Source organism: Delftia sp. ASV31 (genome assembly GCF_016428765.1).
Classification (GTDB): Bacteria; Pseudomonadota; Gammaproteobacteria; order Burkholderiales; family Burkholderiaceae_C; genus Comamonas; species Comamonas acidovorans.
In genome coordinates, this window is the sequence record NZ_JAELTK010000001.1 from 17,483 (window position 1) to 33,226 (window position 15,744).

Here is a 15,744-nt window from a genome sequence, read left to right on the forward strand (position 1 = left end):
CCAGCGGCGGCGTCCTTCAATCCATCAAGGCAGCAGGTCCAGCGCCTGCAGATAGGCAGGCTGGCGCATGAGGTCGTCCCAGGGCTGGGGCACGGTCTCCGGCAGCAGGGCCACGCGGCGCGATTCGCTGTCGGCATCGGGCTGCCAGCGGCCGCTGCGCTGCGCGGCCTCCATGCCGGCCAGCAGCTCGTCCACATGCTCGCCCAGGCCCAGGCTCTGGTTGCACAGCAGCACCATGTCGCAGCCCGCCTCCAGCGCGGCCAGGGCCGCGTCGGTATAGCCGATGAGCTGGCCGTCGATGCGGCGCGCGCCCTCCATGCTCAGGTCGTCGCTGAAGATGGCGCCGTCGTAGCGCAGGCGGCTGCGCAGGATGTCCTTGAGCCACTTGGCAGAAAAACCGGCCGGGCGCTTGTCCACCTTGGGGTAGATCACATGGGCCGGCATCACGGCCGTGAGCACGCTGGACAACCAGGGATAGGGCGCGGCGTCCTCGCCCAGGATGGCGGTGAGGCTGCGTCCATCGACCGGAATGTCCACATGCGAATCAGCCTTGACGAAGCCGTGGCCGGGAAAGTGCTTGCCGCAGTTGCCCATGCCGGCCTGCAGCAGGCCGTGCATGAGGCTGCGGGCCAGCGCGGCCACCACGCGCGGGTCGCGGTGGAAGCTGCGGTCGCCGATGACGCTGCTGGCACCGTAGTCAAGGTCCAGCACCGGGGTGAAGCTGAAATCCACGCCGCAGGCACGCAGCTCGGTGCCCAGCACGTAGCCGGCCGCCGTGGCGGCATTCATGGCAGCCATGGCACCGCTGCCTTCCCGGTGCTTGCTGCCCTTGCCGTCGTCCATCCACATCTGGCCGAAGGCGCGCATGGGCGGCAGGTGCGTGAAGCCGTCAGCGCGAAAACGCTGCACGCGCCCGCCCTCATGGTCCACGCAGATCAGCAAATCGGGCTTGACCGCCTTGATATCGGCGCACAGCTGCACCAGCTGCTCGCGGCTTTCCCAGTTGCGGGCAAAGAGGATGATGCCGCCGACCAGCGGATGTGCCAGGCGCTGGCGGTCCACATCGGTGAGTGCCTTGCCGGCGATGTCGATGATGAGGGGTGCGTGCTCGGTCATGCCGGGAGTTCCTATGAATCCTGTGGAGTCAAAAAAGCCAGCGTCACGCTGGCCGGGTATCAGGCGCGGCGCTCGACCACGCAGAAGCTGGCCGCGTAGTCGCTCTCGTCGGTCACGGACAGGTGCACCTGCAGGTTGCGCGCCTCGAACCATTCCTTGAGCGCGCCGTGCAGCACGATGGCAGGCTGGCCACTGGGCAGTTTGATGACCTCGCAACTGCGCCAGGTCATGGGCATGACCATGCCCATGCCTATGGCCTTGGAAAAGGCCTCCTTGGCGGAAAAGCGCGTGGCCACGAAGCGGATGCCGCGCTCAGGCCAGCGCGCGCGGCGGGCACGCCAGGTGGCCAGCTCGCCCTCGGCCAGCACCTTCTCGGCGAAACGGTCGCCATGGCGCTCCAGGCTGGCGCGGATGCGGCGCACGTCGCAGATGTCGGTACCGATGCCGTAGATCATGGATTCGCTCCGCGAAAGCTTCAGGCGCGCGCCGCCATGCCCTGGTCTATGCACTGCTGGTAGGCGCGCACGGTTTCGGCGTAGCCCAGCTCCAGCGCGTCGGCGATCAGCGCATGGCCGATGGAGACTTCGAGCAGGCCCGGCACGCGCGCCACGAAGGCGGCCAGGTTGTCACGGCTGAGGTCGTGGCCGGCATTGATGCCCAGCCCGGCATCCAAAGCCGCCCGGGCCGCCGCCGCATAGGCGTGCAGTTGCGCTTCCTGGTCTGCCGTGCCCCAGGCAGCTGCGTAGGGTTCGGTATACAGCTCGACCCGGTCGGCACCCACGGCGCGCGCAGCGGCCATCTGGGCGGGCACGGGGTCCATGAACAGGCTGACGCGCACGCCCAGCTGGCGGCATTCGGCAATCAGCGGCTTCAGGCGCTCGGCGTCCTGCGGGAAGTTCCAGCCATGGTCGCTGGTGAACTGGTCCTCGCTGTCGGGCACGAAGGTGGCCTGGTGCGGGCGCGTGTCGCGGATGAAGTCCATGAGGTTCTGCGTCGGGTTGCCCTCGATGTTGAACTCCGCCTGCGGCCACTGTGTCATCAGCGCCTGCAGTTCATAGACATCCTCGCTGCGGATATGGCGCTGGTCGGGACGCGGATGGATGGTGATGCCCTGGGCACCGGCCTCCAGGCAGATGCGCGCGGCGCGCGTCACGCTGGGAATGCCCAGGTGGCGCGTGTTGCGCAGCAGCGCAACCTTGTTGACATTGACCGACAGCGCCGTGCGCTGCGAAGCGTGGGAAAGATTCATAGCGATTGCAGATCCATCATCAGCTGGCGGGTGCGCAGCATGGGACTGCCGCAATGGTATTGCAGCAGGGCCCTCAGTTGGGGCTTGAGGGCCAGCGCCTGCTCGGGTTGGGCCACCACATGCAGCGTGGCATTGAAGGCCTGCCGGGCCTGCAGCGCGCTTTCAATGGCCTGCCATTGCGCAGCGCCCAGCACGGCGCGCTCGCCCTGCAGCGCCGGGCGCAGGCCGCCTTCGGCCACCAGCGCATAGCGGCGGCCTTCGGCCAGCGGCGCCAGCGTGGCGCTTTCCTCGTTCAAGGCGGGTAGATGGCCCAGTTCGCGCAGCAGCAGCAGCTCGAAGGTGCGCAGCACGGGCTCGATGGCATCGCCATGCTGGCCCGCCAGCACGCGCACCACGCCGGCATAGATGTCGAAAAGCGCCGCATAGGGATCGTCTCGCGCCAGCAGGCGCATCAACAGTTCGTTGAGGTACAGGCCCGACATCAGGGCGTCGCCCTGGGGCATGACATGGCCGCCCACCCACTCGGCACCCTTGAGGGTGTGGATCTCGGCATTGCCCTCGCCGCCCAGGCTGTAGCTCAGGCTCAGCGGCTGCAGCGGCAGCAGCACGGGGCGAAAGTTCGAGGTCGGGCGCTTGACGCCCTTGGCTGCCAGCGCCACGCGGCCCCGGTGCCGCGTGAAGACCTCGAGGATCAGGCTGGACTCGCTCCAGTCATAGCTGTGCAGTACATAGGCCGGCTCATCCGAGACACGCTTGGCGCTAGCCATGGACAGAGGGCCTTGCGGGGAGGTTTCTCACTCGTAGCCGAAGGAGCGCACGCGGGCCTCGTCGTCGGCCCAGCCCGAGCGCACCTTGACCCAGACTTCGAGGAAAACCTTGGCATCCATGAGCTTTTCCAGCTCCTGGCGGGCCTCGGTGCTGATGCGCTTGAGGCGCTCGCCCTTCTCTCCGATGATCATGGCCTTGTGTCCGTCGCGCTCGACAACGATGGTGGCCGCCACGCGGATGAAGCGCTTGTGCTGCTTGCTGGCCTCTTCCTCGAACTTGTCGATGACCACCGTGGAGGTGTAGGGCAGCTCGTCGCCCGTGAAGCGGAACAGCTTCTCGCGCACGGTTTCCGAGGCGAGGAACTTCTCGCTGCGGTCGGTCAGCTCGTCGGGCGCATACATCCAGTCCTGCTCGGGCAGGTACTTCTCGCAGATGCCGAACAGGCGCTCGATGTCGCCCTTGCTCTTGGCCGACATGGGCACGAACTCGGCAAACGGATGGCGCTCCTGCATGCTCTTGAGCCAGGGGGCGATCTCGGCACGGCGGCCCACGGTATCGAGCTTGTTGGCGATCAGCAGCGTGGGAATGCCGGGCTTGAACAGCGACAGCACCTTGGCATCGGCCAGCGTGAACTGGCCGGCTTCCACGACGAACAGGATCAGGTCCACGTCGCCGATGGCGCCCATCACGGTCTTGTTGAGCGACTTGTTCAGCGCCGTGCTGTGCTTGGTCTGGAAACCCGGTGTATCGACGAAGATGAACTGCGTCGCGGCGCGCGAGCGAATGCCCGTGATGCGGTGGCGCGTGGTCTGCGCCTTGCGCGAGGTGATGCTGATCTTCTGGCCCACCAGCGCATTCATCAGCGTGGACTTGCCCACATTGGGCTTGCCGACGATGGCGATCAGGCCGCAGCGCTGCGGGCCCGTCGGCACCTCGGGCGCCTGGGCTTCATCAGGGGCGGAGGCCGTGCGTGCTGTGCCGGCGCCGGGCTTGGCCGCGGCCAGCAGGGCATCGAGTTCGGCGGCGGTCTGTGCCGGCGCCGGAGGTTTGTCTTGGTTCATGCGTGTCTTGCTTTCAATAGTTCCAGCATGGCTGTGGCAGCCGTCTGCTCTGCGGCTCTGCGCGAGGCACCCGTTCCCCGGGCCTGCAATTGCAGCTCGGCAATCGTGCAGGCCACTTCAAAGGTCTGGCGGTGGGCGGCTCCCGTGGTGGCGACCACCTCGTACTGCGGCAGCTTCATGCGCCGTCCCTGCAGCCATTCCTGCAGGGCCGTCTTCGCATCCTTTTCGGCTGCGCGCATGTGGGGGTTGATGTCCACGCCCTCGAAAAGATGGTGTACCACCTTCTCGCCCGCCGCGTAGCCGGCATCCAGATAGACCGCGCCGATCAGGGCCTCGACCGCATCGGCCAGGATGGAGGGGCGTTGCTTGCCGCCCGACTTGGATTCACCCTCGCCCAGGCGCAGCAGATCGGGCAACTGCAGCCTCAGCGCGATCTGGTGCAGCGTGCCTTCCTTGACCAGGTTGGCGCGCACGCGGGACAGATCGCCCTCGGGCATGGAACTGAGCCGCTGGTAGAGCAGGCTGGAAATGGCAAGGTTCAGCACCGAGTCACCGAGGAATTCCAGGCGCTCGTTGTTGTCTGCCGAGAAGCTGCGGTGCGTGACGGCACGCTGCAGCAATGCAGGCTCGGCAAATTGATGCTGCAGCCTCAGCTGCAGCGCATTCAGTAAGGGAGGCACCTATTGGGTCTGCTTCTTAAAACGGTAAGTCAGGTAGGCGGGGCCCACGAGATGGATCTCGCGCGAATATTCAAACCCCACCACCACGCGGTCATTGATCTTGGTCACTTCGAGATCGCCACCCTTGACGGACGTGAAGTCATCGATGGCAGCGGAACGCTCGAAGCTGGCTTTCACCTCGGCCACGGAATTGCCCTCGCGGGCCGCCTTGTTGGCGGCCTTGACGATGGCCTGGTACTCCAGGAAGACCGGCACGGATTGTGCGCCCACGGCCACCACGCCCACGCCCAGGGCAATCACAAACACCAGTCCCAGAAAGGACAGGCCGCGCTGGCGCGAACGCCGGTTGTTCGATGTCAACATGCTTTTTCCTCCTCCGATGTGAATCCCTCGCGCATGCCCGGGCCACTGCGGTCCTCAGGCATGCATGTGATGTGATCAATGGAAGCTGCCGATGCGCTTGAAATCCCCGAAGTTCATCCAGACAAAGAAAGCCCGGCCCACGATGTTCTTGTCGGGCACAAAGCCCCAGTAGCGGGAATCCAGCGAGTTGTCGCGGTTGTCGCCCATCATGAAGTACTGGCCTTCCGGCACCTTGCAGGTGATGCCTTCGACGCTGTAGCGGCAGTTCTCGCGGAACTCGAAGCCGCTGGCGCCCTGGATGAAGGCGGGCACGTCCTGGTTCACGATCATGCGGTGCGGCTTGTCGCCCAGCGACTCCTCGTACTGCTTGAAGTAGCGCATCGCATCCTTGTCGAAGAAGTCGGGCAGTGCATTGACCGGGACTTCCTTGCCATTGATCGTCAGCCGCTTGTTCAGGTAGGCGATCTCGTCGCCCGGCAGGCCCACCACCCGCTTGATGTAGTCCAGGCTGGGCTGGGGCGGGTAGCGGAACACCACCACATCGCCACGCTGCAGCGGCGTTCCCTGCGTGATCTTGGTGTTGATCACCGGCAGGCGCACGCCATAGGTGAACTTGTTCACCAGGATCAGGTCGCCCACGAGCAGCGTAGGGATCATGGAGCCAGACGGGATCTTGAACGGCTCGAACAGGAACGAGCGCAGCACGAAGACGATCGCGATCACCGGGAACAGGCCTGCCGTCCAGTCCAGCCACCAGGGCTGCATGAGGATGCGGCCCTTGGCCTCTTCCGACACCTCGATGTCGGTCTTGGCGATGCCCATGCGGTCGAGTTCTGCGCGGCGTGCCACGGCAGCCTCCTCGATGGCCACGGCAGCGCGGCGGCGGCGCGGCAGGAAGTACAGCCGCTCGGCCACCCAGTACAGGCCTGTGACCACGGTGGCCAGGAACAGCAGCAGCGCGAAGTTGCCCTCGATGAAACCTGTGTACCAGGCGCCGATATAGCCCACGAAGGCCGCGAGTACGACGGCCGTAATCCATTGCATGGCTTGCATCAATCCTCCACTTGCAGGATGGCCAGGAAGGCCTCCTGGGGCACTTCCACCGATCCGATCTGCTTCATGCGCTTCTTGCCGGCCTTTTGCTTTTCCAGCAGCTTGCGCTTGCGGGTGATGTCGCCGCCGTAGCACTTGGCCAGCACGTTCTTGCGCATGGCCTTGACGGTTTCCCGCGCAATGATGTTGGCGCCGATGGCGGCCTGGATGGCCACATCGAACATCTGGCGGCTGATGATCTCGCGCATCTTGGCCACCACGGCCCGGCCGCGGTACGTGGCCTGGGAGCGGTGCACGATGATGGACAGCGCATCGACCTTCTCGCCATTGAGCAGGATGTCCACCTTCACCACATCGGAGGCGCGGTACTCCTTGAACTCATAGTCCATGGAGGCGTAGCCGCGCGAGACCGACTTGAGCTTGTCGAAGAAGTCCAGCACGATTTCGCCCAGCGGCATCTCATAGGTGAGCATCACCTGGCGGCCGTGGTACTGCATGTTGATCTGCACGCCGCGCTTCTGGTTGGCCAGCGTCATCACCGGGCCCACATAGTCCTGGGGCATGTACAGGTGGACGGTGACGATGGGCTCGCGCACCTCCTCGATACGGCCGGCATCGGGCATCTTGGACGGGTTCTCGACCTGGATGACCTCGCCATCGCCCTTGACCACTTCGTAGACCACGCTGGGCGCGGTGGTGATCAGGTCCTGGTCGAATTCGCGCTCCAGGCGCTCCTGCACGATTTCCATGTGCAGCAGGCCCAGGAAGCCGCAGCGAAAGCCGAAGCCCAGCGCTTGCGAGACTTCAGGCTCGAACTGCAGGGACGAATCGTTGAGCTGCAGCTTCTCCAGCGCATCGCGCAGCTGGTCGTACTCGCTGGCTTCGGTGGGATACAGGCCGGCGAACACCTGGGGCTTGATTTCCTTGAAGCCGGGCAGGGCCTCGGTGGCAGGACCCAGATTGTTGGGAAGCTTCTTTTCCAGCGTGATGGTATCGCCCACCTTGGCTGCCTTGAGCTCCTTGATGCCGGCAATGATGTAGCCCACCTCGCCGGCGCGCAGCACGTCGCGCGGCACGTCGGCCGGGGTGAACACGCCCAGGTTGTTGGCTTCATAGGCAGCGCCCGAGGCCATCATCTTGAAGCGCTCGCCACGCTTGAGTTCACCATCGACCACGCGCACCAGCATCACGACGCCGACATAGGTGTCGAACCAGCTGTCGATGATCATGGCGCGCAGCTGGCCATTGGGATCGCCCTTTGGCGGCGGCACTTTGGCGACCACCGCCTCCAGGATCTCCTCGATGCCCATGCCGGTCTTGGCCGAGCAGGGAATGGCGTCGCTGGCATCGATGCCGATGACATCCTCGATCTCGGCCCTGGCATTTTCGGGATCGGCCTGGGGCAGATCCATCTTGTTGAGAACAGCCGTCACTTCCACGCCGAGTTCCAGCGCGGTGTAGCAGTTGGCCACGGTCTGCGCCTCGACGCCCTGCGAGGCGTCCACCACCAGCAGCGCTCCCTCGCAGGCGGACAGCGAACGCGAGACTTCATACGAGAAGTCCACGTGGCCGGGCGTGTCGATGAGGTTGAGGTTGTAGACCTGGCCATCCTTGGCCTTGTACTGCAGGGCTGCGGTCTGCGCCTTGATGGTGATGCCGCGCTCTTTCTCGATATCCATCGAGTCCAGCACCTGGGCTTCCATGTCACGGTCAGCCAAGCCTCCGCAACGCTGGATGAGGCGGTCAGCCAGCGTCGACTTGCCATGGTCGATGTGCGCAATGATGGAAAAATTTCTGATGTGGTTCATCAACGGGAAGGACTGCTAGTGAAAGTGGAAAACGACAGGGCCGGCGCGCAAGAAAAAAGGGCGCGTCCATGAACGACGCGCCCCGAACCAACAATCTCTGGCAACTGCGATAGTTGGGACTTTATTGTAGGCAAAACGGGCTGAAAACCAAGCCCTGACAAGGCCTGCAAAGGTCCGGGCTTGATCTGTCACAATTATTTATCAACAGTTTATCAACAGAACCGCCGAGCCATTTCTCGCCCGTCGATCACCGGATAGCGCGGTGCTTTTGCACCGCAACAATCCCCTTTGAAAACAGGTTTCTGACGCCTTGAGCCGTCACGCTTTGGTGGGGCATTTTACCCAATGCCCCAAGGGGCATGGGCGGCTCCGGGTCAGGATTCCGAGGGTATTCCCCAGGATCCGGAAAACCGCCCTCCCCTGGGGCCTCAGCGCGCCGGACGGATCAGCACGTACTGTGCCCATTCCCCACGGCGCACCAGCAGGTTCACGGGCTTGCTCTTGTCCACCTTGGCCAGCGTGGCCTCGAAGCTCTTGAGCCCCGTGATCTCGACATTGGCCAGCTGCAGGATCACGTCGCCTTCGCGCAGGCCCGCACGTGCCGCAGCCTCGACGGCCGCCGTCACGCGCACGCCGCCCTTGATGCCCAGCTCCTTCTTCTGGGCATCCGTGAGCTCGGCCAGCGTCAGGCCCAGCGGCTGGGAAACCAGGGTGCTGCCCTTGCCGGTGGCCTTGGCCTGCGGAGCCGCGCCGTCCGGCTCGACCTCGGCGATCACCATGGTCAGATCCTTGGCTGCGCCGCGACGGAAGACGGTGATGGTGCTGCGTGTGCCGGGCTTGGTATTGCCCACCAGGCGCGGCAGGTCGGCCACCTTGTCGATGGCCTTGCCGTCGAACTTGATGATCACGTCACCGGCCTCGACGCCCGCCTTGGCAGCAGGCGAATCCGGCTCGACGGCCGAGACCAGTGCGCCCTGCGCCTTGCCCAGGCCAATGGATTCGGCAATGTCCTTGGTGACCGGACCGATCTGCACGCCAATGCGGCCTCGCGTGACCTTGCCGGTGGCGCGCAGCTGGTCGCTGACACGCACGGCCTCATCGATCGGAATCGCGAAGCTGATGCCCATGAAGCCGCCGGAGCGCGAATAGATCTGGCTGTTGATGCCCACGACCTCGCCGCGCATGTTCAGCAACGGGCCGCCCGAGTTGCCGGGGTTGATGGCCACATCGGTCTGGATGAAGGGCAGATAGTCGCCCGTGTCGCGCTGCTTGGCACTGACAATGCCCGCCGTGACGGAGTTGTCGAGGCCGAAGGGCGAGCCGATGGCCATCACCCACTCGCCGACCTTGAGGCGGTTCACATCGCCGATCTTCACGGCCGGCAGCCCTGTGGCGTCGATCTTGACCACGGCCACGTCGGTGCGCTTGTCGCTGCCCACGATCTTGGCCTTGAACTCGCGCTTGTCGGTCAGCGTGACGATCACCTCGTCAGCGCCTTCGACCACGTGGGCATTGGTCATCACAAAGCCATCGGCCGTCAGGATGAAGCCGGAACCCACGCCGCGCGGCTGCTCCTCGTCAGGCTGTGAACGCGGTTGGGGACGTTGGCGCGGCACATTGGGCACGGGCAGCCCGAAGCGGCGGAAGAATTCGAGCATGTCCTCGTCCATGCCCAGCGCCTCGGCGGAGTTGGCAGATACCTTCTCCAGCGTGCGGATGTTGACCACGGACGGGCCGACCTGCTCGACCAGATCGGTGAAGTCCGGCAGCCCCCGCACCACGGCGCCACTTTGCGCATGGGCGGCACTCACCGGCACCAGCATTCCTGCGCTGCCTGCAGCCAGCGCCAGAACGCCGGCCAGTGTGCAGGACTGCAGCGTCTTCCATCGAACAGTGGTCATGGTCATCCTTTCCATCTCAATCATTACGTTGCCCCGACGCCATCGCGCCCAGGCGGTTTGTTCGGACACATGGCAGCCGACTTGCTTTCGGACGAACGTCACATTCTGGCGCAGTCCTGGCGAGCATCGGCCAGACGATGGCTCAGAAGCCTGAAAGACGCGGTTAGTTCCCGAATCGGCAGCATGCATGGGGCGCGAGCCGCCGTGCATGGAGCACAAATGACTGCACCCGCATCCATTTCAATGCCGAAAGGCTGGACGCGGGTGCAAAAGAAGGCAGGAGAGCAATGCTCTCCTGTGAGATTCAGCGCTGGTTGGCGCGCGGTGCCGAGGCGAAGTTGGCGTTGCGCAAGAAGCTGGCAGGCATCTGCAGCGTGGCCGGCCCACTGTATTGCGGATGGGAGGCCAGCAGCGCATCCAGGCGCGGATCACGCAGCATCACGCTCTGCCCGTAGGGTCCGGCCACCGCCACGACCGAGGAAGACTGGGCCGTATCGCCAAGCGGGAAGTCCTGGGCATTGCCAGCCACCGCAACCGGCGCCGACGGAGCACCCGTCTCAAGGGCCGCCAGGGCCCGGCCCGGCGCCGCGCCGGGACCGGCAGGCGCGCCCAGCATCACGCTCCAACCAATGGCAGCCACGGCCGCCACGGAGGCAAAGCCCGCCGCCATCTTCCAGCGGAATACCGAGGCATTGGCCGCATCGCGCAGCGGCGCTCCATTGATCACAGCCCGGTCCTGCGCCGGATGCGCAATTTGCGCCAGCTCTTCAGTGGCCACGGAAACCAGCGGACGGCGAGGCTCGTTGGCCAGTTGGGCGCGGATTCCGGAGAGCACATCGTGCCGGCTGTGATGCGCCAATTCCGGGGAACGCAGCACATCGCCCACGAGGTGGTACATGCGCCACTCCTGCTGGCCTGCATCGCTTTCCGCATAGGCCAGCGCGGCCTGCAACTCTGCGGCAGAGAGCTCACCATCAGCCAATGCCGACAACTGTTCGCGCTTCGTCAGATCGTCATTCATGATCAATCACCTGCTTGTCTGCTTTGAGACCCTGTACCCAAAAAATGCACCACCCGGCGGCCACAACCCCGTCACGCCTACCAACGCTTGCCCGACTGGCGCTCCAGCAAAGGCTTGACCCTGACTGAAATCGCCTCCCGTGCGCGAAAAATCCGTGAGCGCACGGTGCCGATGGGGCAACCCATGGCGTTCGAGATTTCCTCGTAGCTCAGGCCTTCGATTTCCCGCAACGTGACAGCCTGTCGGAGATCCTCGGGCAAAGCCTCCATGGCGGCGTTGACTGCCTGGGCAATTTCCTGGGCTGCCAGGATCGTTTCGGGCGTTTCTTCGGTGGTTAGTTCCTGGCTGACCCGGGAAGTTTCATCATCGTCATCCCCGTTGTGTAACGCGCTTTCGGTGATCAGCGGCGAGCGCTTCATGTCCAGCAGCGCCTTCTTGGCAGTATTCACGGCAATGCGGTACAGCCAGGTATAGAACTGGGCATCACCCCTAAACTGGTGCAGGGCCCGATAGGCGCGGATGAAGGTTTCCTGAGCAATGTCCGGCACCAGGTCCACATCGCGCACCATACGGCCGATGAGGCGCTCGATGCGGCGCTGGTACTTGATGACCAGCAGCTCGAAGGCCCGCATGTCTCCTGCGTTGGTGCGCTCGACCAGAGCCAGGTCGCTATCGGCAGAAGAAGGCGGGAATTCGGGAGGCGTCATGAAATCGGTGAAGACGGGCCGCAGCGGCCCTGGCGCAGTCATTGCGCCCGTTCTGTAGGTCTGGCCGGGGAATATACAGCACGCCGCAAATCACCCCAGGTTTCCGGACTCTGTCTGCACAACAGGAGAAGCCAGCGGGAGCTGCGCCAACGCAAGGGCCCCGCCGGCACCATGGAAACCAGCGGACGGACCTGCACCCACAACCACGATCCACCATCGGCTCGCACCTGCAGCAGCACCGGCTGCGCAGCCTGGCCTGGGTCCGCCTCGCCGATCGACCACTGCACGCCATCCCAGGCGATGAAACCTTTACCCAGGCTGTGCCATCCATGCCACATGCCTGCAGCAGCAACCAGGCAAACCGCAACGGCCACGGCTGCAGGCCACCACCCTGACTGGAGATTCAAGGCCCATGCCAGCAAAAGCATGGCGGCCAGCAGCCAAAGCGCACAAAGACACACTGCCATGGTGCGCGATGGCTTCAGCGGATGGCGAACTGCGGGCGGCGCATGGCGAGACGGCATGCCTGCAGTGTCGCAAAACCGCAGCATGACCGACATTTATCATGCTTTCACCTGGCACATGCGTGAAATAAAAAAGCCCGCTCCCTAGCGGGGCGGGCTTTTCATGTGCGTTGTGCAGGCCTCAGATCCGCTTGAACACCAGCGTTCCGTTAGTGCCTCCGAAGCCGAAGTTGTTCTTCACCGCCACCTCGATCGTCGCGTCCCGTGCCGTATTGGCGCAGTAGTCGAGATCGCACTCCGGGTCCTGATTGTCCAGGTTGATGGTCGGAGGAATCTTTTGCTCGTGCAGTGCCAGCACGGTGAAGACGCTCTCGATGCCACCAGCACCGCCCAGCAGGTGACCTGTCATGGACTTGGTCGAACTGACAACGATGTTCTTGGCGTGATCGCCCAGAGCCGCCTTGATGGCGTTGGTCTCGTTGAGGTCGCCCAGCGGCGTGGAAGTGCCGTGCGCGTTCAGATAGTCGATCTGGTCGGCATTGATGCCGGCATTTCGCAAAGCTGCCAGCATGGCGCGGCGCGGGCCGTCCATGTTGGGTGCCGTCATGTGGCCGGCGTCGGCACTCATGCCGTAGCCGCACAGTTCAGCGTAGATCTTGGCACCGCGGGCCTTGGCATGCTCGTACTCTTCCAGCACCAGCACGCCCGCGCCTTCGCCCAGCACGAAGCCGTCGCGGTCCTTGTCCCAGGGGCGCGAAGCGGCCTTGGGATCATCATTGCGCGTGGACAGGGCGCGCATGGCGGCAAAGCCGCCGACGCCCAGGGGGGAGACCGTGGCTTCCGTGCCACCAGCCACCACCACATCGGCATCGCCGTATTCGATCATGCGTCCTGCCTCGCCTATGCAGTGCAGCCCGGTCGTGCAGGCAGTCACCACGGCAAGATTCGGCCCCTTGAAGCCGAAGCGCATGGACACATGGCCAGCCACCATGTTGATGATGGAGGCAGGCACGAAGAACGGCGTGATGCGGCGCGGTCCGCGCGCAGCCAGTTCCGCGTGGGTGTTCTCGATCAGCGGCAAGCCGCCGATGCCCGAACCGATCACACAGCCGATGCGCGTGGCCAGATCATCCGACAAGGCCTCGCCCGTGGGCAGACCTGAGTCCTGCACGGCTTGCGCCGCAGCAGCGATGCCGTAATGGATGAAGGTGTCCATAGAGCGCGCATCCTTGGCGCTCATGTACGACTCCACATCGAATCCCTTGACCTCGCCTGCAATCTTGCAGGCAAAGTTCGAGGCATCGAACTTGGTGATGAGGTCAATGCCGGACTGGCCGGCCAAAAGATTGGCCCAGGCGTCGCCCACCGTGTTACCCACGGGGGAGATGCAACCCAGGCCGGTCACGACAACGCGACGACGGCTCATGCGTAAAACCTTCTGCTGATCGCTCGGGTCAGGGCCCTATCAGGCCTTCTGGTGGGTGTTGGCGTAGTCGATGGCGTTTTGCACCGTCGTGATCTTTTCCGCGTCTTCGTCGGGGATCTCGATGCCGAATTCATCTTCCAGGGCCATCACCAGCTCCACCGTGTCCAGGGAGTCAGCACCCAGATCAGCCACGAAGGCCTTTTCGTTGGTGACTTGAGACTCTTCAACGCCGAGTTGTTCGGCAATGATTTTTTTGACACGTGCTTCGATATCGCTCATGGTTTCCCTCTGGGGGTTGTGAATGAACCCGCGATTCTAGCTGCTTCGGGCCTCAGGCCCTCTTCAGCCGGCCGTCGCGAGGAAACGGCCTCTTCTGTTGCAAGCAACGCCGGCTTCTGGCAGGGGTCTGCCGAAGCCGCCGCATCACTTACATGTACATGCCGCCGTTGACGTGCAATTCCTGGCCGGTGACGTATCCCGCACCCGCAGATGCGAGGTAGGCCACGGCATGGGCGATGTCGCTGGGTTGACCCAGATCGCCCATGGCGATCTGCGATTTGAGGGCGTTCTTCTGCTCTTCGGGCAGCTCCGCCGTCATGTCGGTGGCAATGAAGCCAGGCGCCACGCAGTTGACCGTGATGCCGCGGCTGCCCAGTTCACGGGCCAGCGCACGCGTCATGCCGGCAACGCCGGCCTTGGCGGCTGCATAGTTGGCCTGACCGGGGTTGCCGGAGGCGCCAACGACGCTGGTGATGCTGATGATGCGGCCAAAACGCTGCTTCATCATGGGCCGAATGGCCGTACGGCTGACTCGGAAAACCGCCTTGAGATTGGTGTCGATCACCGCATCCCAGTCGTCGTCCTTCATGCGCATGGCCAGGGTGTCGCGTGTGATGCCGGCGTTGTTGACCAGCACATGCAGGCCGCCGTCATTCTTGACGATGCTGTCGATCAAGGCATCGACGGCCGCCCCATCTGTGACATTGAGGTTCACGCCGCGGCAGCCCTCATGGGCCGACAGGGCCTGGCCGATCTTTTCCGCGCCACCGTCGGTGGTGGCCGTGCCGATCACGCGGTAGCCGCGCGCTGCCAGCTCCTGGGCAATGGCAGCACCAATGCCACGCGAGGCACCCGTCACCAGGGCAACCTGGGGCTTGTTCTGGTTGTCAGTCATGCGAGGGATTCTTTCACGTCGGCCAGCGTGGCCGGATCATAGAGGGCAGCGGCCGTCAGGTCCGCGTCAATCCGCTTGGTCAGGCCCATGAGCACCTTGCCGGGACCGCACTCGACGAGATGCACGATGCCGCGCGCCTTCATGGCCTGAACGCATTCCACCCAGCGCACCGGGCCAAAGGCCTGGCGATACAGCGCATCGCGGATGGCGTCGGCGTCTTGCTCGACCGCCACGTCGATGTTGTTGAGCACGGGAATCTGCGGCGCAGCCAGCGCCGTGGCAGCCAGCGCCGCCTTGAGCTTTTCGGCCGCAGGCTTCATCAGGCTGGAATGGAAGGGCGCCGACACGGGCAACGGCAGGGCACGCTTGGCGCCTGCGGCCTTGAGGGCTTCGCAGGCCTTTTCGACAGCAGCCTTGCTGCCGGCGATCACGGTCTGCGAAGGATCGTTGAAATTGACGGCTTCGACGACTTCAGCGCCACCCAGGGCAGCCGTGACCTCGGCGCAGCCTGCGCGCACTTTGTCGGCGTCCAGACCCAGGATGGCCGCCATGGCGCCCGTGCCCACGGGCACGGCCTCCTGCATGGCTGCAGCACGCAGGCGAACCAGCGGGGCAGCCTGGGCCAGCGTCAGCACGCCCGAGGCGACCAGGGCGGAATACTCGCCCAGCGAATGACCTGCCACGGCATCGGGCAGCGCGCCGCCTTCGGCCTGCCACACGCGCCAGGCGGCCACACCGGCCACCAGCATCACGGGCTGGGTGTTGGTGGTGAGCGCCAGGGCTTCCTTCGGTCCTTGCTGGATCAGCTGGCCGATGTTTTCACCCAGCGCCTCGGAGGCTTCGGCCAGCGTCTGCGCCACAACAGGATGGTCACCCCATCCGTCGAGCATGCCCACCGATTGCGAGCCCTGGCCAGGAAAGACGAATGCAAACTTCTTCATATTTTCAAAAAT

The 15,744-nt window shown here is 64.3% G+C and carries 17 protein-coding genes; all 17 read right to left on the reverse strand.

The window, feature by feature from the left end; translation table 11 throughout:
- Positions 1-24: 24 nt before the first annotated feature.
- On the reverse strand, positions 25-1,116 hold the full coding sequence (gene nagZ / locus JHD82_RS00085; RefSeq protein WP_199135082.1) for a beta-N-acetylhexosaminidase: 1,092 nt from the start codon (positions 1,114-1,116) through the stop codon (positions 25-27).
- A 59-nt stretch (positions 1,117-1,175) separates the two neighbouring features.
- Entirely contained in the window at positions 1,176-1,571 is a 396-nt protein-coding gene (gene acpS, locus JHD82_RS00090; RefSeq protein WP_012207056.1) for a holo-ACP synthase, read from the reverse strand.
- A gap of 20 nt (positions 1,572-1,591) precedes the next feature.
- Positions 1,592-2,365 (reverse strand): pyridoxine 5'-phosphate synthase, encoded by a 774-nt coding sequence (locus tag JHD82_RS00095; RefSeq protein WP_199135083.1) that lies wholly within the window; start codon positions 2,363-2,365, stop codon positions 1,592-1,594.
- Entirely contained in the window at positions 2,362-3,132 is a 771-nt protein-coding gene (recO, locus tag JHD82_RS00100) for a DNA repair protein RecO (RefSeq protein WP_012207058.1), read from the reverse strand. Before recO ends, JHD82_RS00095 begins: the two co-directional genes overlap by 4 nt.
- 27 nt (positions 3,133-3,159) lie before the next feature.
- Positions 3,160-4,194, reverse strand: coding sequence for a GTPase Era (gene era / locus JHD82_RS00105; protein ID WP_199135084.1), 1,035 nt, complete (start codon positions 4,192-4,194; stop codon positions 3,160-3,162).
- Complete coding sequence (gene rnc / locus JHD82_RS00110) at positions 4,191-4,874, reverse strand: ribonuclease III (RefSeq protein WP_199135085.1); 684 nt, start codon at positions 4,872-4,874, stop codon at positions 4,191-4,193. The genes era and rnc overlap by 4 nt, the downstream gene beginning before the upstream one ends.
- Positions 4,875-5,237, reverse strand: a complete 363-nt coding sequence (locus JHD82_RS00115) for a DUF4845 domain-containing protein (protein WP_012207061.1) — start codon at positions 5,235-5,237, stop codon at positions 4,875-4,877.
- A gap of 75 nt (positions 5,238-5,312) precedes the next feature.
- Positions 5,313-6,290, reverse strand: coding sequence for a signal peptidase I (gene lepB, locus JHD82_RS00120; RefSeq protein WP_012207062.1), 978 nt, complete (start codon positions 6,288-6,290; stop codon positions 5,313-5,315).
- The gene (gene lepA, locus JHD82_RS00125; protein ID WP_012207063.1) at positions 6,290-8,098 is read right to left on the reverse strand and encodes a translation elongation factor 4; all 1,809 of its coding nucleotides are present in this window, start codon (positions 8,096-8,098) and stop codon (positions 6,290-6,292) included. The genes lepB and lepA overlap by 1 nt, the downstream gene beginning before the upstream one ends.
- A gap of 428 nt (positions 8,099-8,526) precedes the next feature.
- Entirely contained in the window at positions 8,527-9,999 is a 1,473-nt protein-coding gene (locus JHD82_RS00130) for a DegQ family serine endoprotease (RefSeq protein WP_043783674.1), read from the reverse strand.
- 304 nt (positions 10,000-10,303) lie between these two features.
- Positions 10,304-11,020, reverse strand: a complete 717-nt coding sequence (locus JHD82_RS00135; RefSeq protein WP_197944086.1) for a sigma-E factor negative regulatory protein — start codon at positions 11,018-11,020, stop codon at positions 10,304-10,306.
- Between the two features lie 77 nt (positions 11,021-11,097).
- Positions 11,098-11,727 carry an RNA polymerase sigma factor RpoE gene (rpoE, locus tag JHD82_RS00140; RefSeq protein WP_199135086.1) on the reverse strand — a complete coding sequence of 210 codons (630 nt, stop codon included), beginning with the start codon at positions 11,725-11,727 and terminating at the stop codon, positions 11,098-11,100.
- Between the two features lie 38 nt (positions 11,728-11,765).
- On the reverse strand, positions 11,766-12,287 hold the full coding sequence (locus JHD82_RS00145) for a hypothetical protein (protein WP_199135087.1): 522 nt from the start codon (positions 12,285-12,287) through the stop codon (positions 11,766-11,768).
- An 85-nt stretch (positions 12,288-12,372) separates the two neighbouring features.
- Positions 12,373-13,617: a beta-ketoacyl-ACP synthase II gene (gene fabF / locus JHD82_RS00150; RefSeq protein ID WP_183019849.1), complete on the reverse strand. Its 1,245-nt coding sequence runs from the start codon at positions 13,615-13,617 to the stop codon at positions 12,373-12,375.
- Between the two features lie 39 nt (positions 13,618-13,656).
- Complete coding sequence (gene acpP / locus JHD82_RS00155; RefSeq protein ID WP_003058049.1) at positions 13,657-13,896, reverse strand: acyl carrier protein; 240 nt, start codon at positions 13,894-13,896, stop codon at positions 13,657-13,659.
- A gap of 148 nt (positions 13,897-14,044) precedes the next feature.
- The gene (fabG, locus tag JHD82_RS00160; RefSeq protein WP_199135088.1) at positions 14,045-14,791 is read right to left on the reverse strand and encodes a 3-oxoacyl-ACP reductase FabG; all 747 of its coding nucleotides are present in this window, start codon (positions 14,789-14,791) and stop codon (positions 14,045-14,047) included.
- Positions 14,788-15,732: an ACP S-malonyltransferase gene (fabD, locus tag JHD82_RS00165; protein ID WP_034398898.1), complete on the reverse strand. Its 945-nt coding sequence runs from the start codon at positions 15,730-15,732 to the stop codon at positions 14,788-14,790. The genes fabG and fabD overlap by 4 nt, the downstream gene beginning before the upstream one ends.
- Positions 15,733-15,744: the final 12 nt, after the last annotated feature.

What these genes read in the sequence shown, in the direction of transcription:
- JHD82_RS00130 (WP_043783674.1), bottom strand. Translation starts at nt 9,999, where the DNA reads ATGACCACTGTTCGATGGAAGACGCTGCAGTCCTGCACACTGGCCGGC.
- JHD82_RS00095 (WP_199135083.1), bottom strand. Translation starts at nt 2,365, where the DNA reads ATGAATCTTTCCCACGCTTCGCAGCGCACGGCGCTGTCGGTCAATGTC.
- fabG (WP_199135088.1), bottom strand. Translation starts at nt 14,791, where the DNA reads ATGACTGACAACCAGAACAAGCCCCAGGTTGCCCTGGTGACGGGTGCC.
- lepA (WP_012207063.1), bottom strand. Translation starts at nt 8,098, where the DNA reads ATGAACCACATCAGAAATTTTTCCATCATTGCGCACATCGACCATGGC.
- lepB (WP_012207062.1), bottom strand. Translation starts at nt 6,290, where the DNA reads ATGCAAGCCATGCAATGGATTACGGCCGTCGTACTCGCGGCCTTCGTG.
- acpP (WP_003058049.1), bottom strand. Translation starts at nt 13,896, where the DNA reads ATGAGCGATATCGAAGCACGTGTCAAAAAAATCATTGCCGAACAACTC.
- rpoE (WP_199135086.1), bottom strand. Translation starts at nt 11,727, where the DNA reads ATGACGCCTCCCGAATTCCCGCCTTCTTCTGCCGATAGCGACCTGGCT.
- acpS (WP_012207056.1), bottom strand. Translation starts at nt 1,571, where the DNA reads ATGATCTACGGCATCGGTACCGACATCTGCGACGTGCGCCGCATCCGC.
- recO (WP_012207058.1), bottom strand. Translation starts at nt 3,132, where the DNA reads ATGGCTAGCGCCAAGCGTGTCTCGGATGAGCCGGCCTATGTACTGCAC.
- fabF (WP_183019849.1), bottom strand. Translation starts at nt 13,617, where the DNA reads ATGAGCCGTCGTCGCGTTGTCGTGACCGGCCTGGGTTGCATCTCCCCC.
- JHD82_RS00115 (WP_012207061.1), bottom strand. Translation starts at nt 5,237, where the DNA reads ATGTTGACATCGAACAACCGGCGTTCGCGCCAGCGCGGCCTGTCCTTT.
- era (WP_199135084.1), bottom strand. Translation starts at nt 4,194, where the DNA reads ATGAACCAAGACAAACCTCCGGCGCCGGCACAGACCGCCGCCGAACTC.
- fabD (WP_034398898.1), bottom strand. Translation starts at nt 15,732, where the DNA reads ATGAAGAAGTTTGCATTCGTCTTTCCTGGCCAGGGCTCGCAATCGGTG.
- nagZ (WP_199135082.1), bottom strand. Translation starts at nt 1,116, where the DNA reads ATGACCGAGCACGCACCCCTCATCATCGACATCGCCGGCAAGGCACTC.
- JHD82_RS00145 (WP_199135087.1), bottom strand. Translation starts at nt 12,287, where the DNA reads ATGTCGGTCATGCTGCGGTTTTGCGACACTGCAGGCATGCCGTCTCGC.
- JHD82_RS00135 (WP_197944086.1), bottom strand. Translation starts at nt 11,020, where the DNA reads ATGAATGACGATCTGACGAAGCGCGAACAGTTGTCGGCATTGGCTGAT.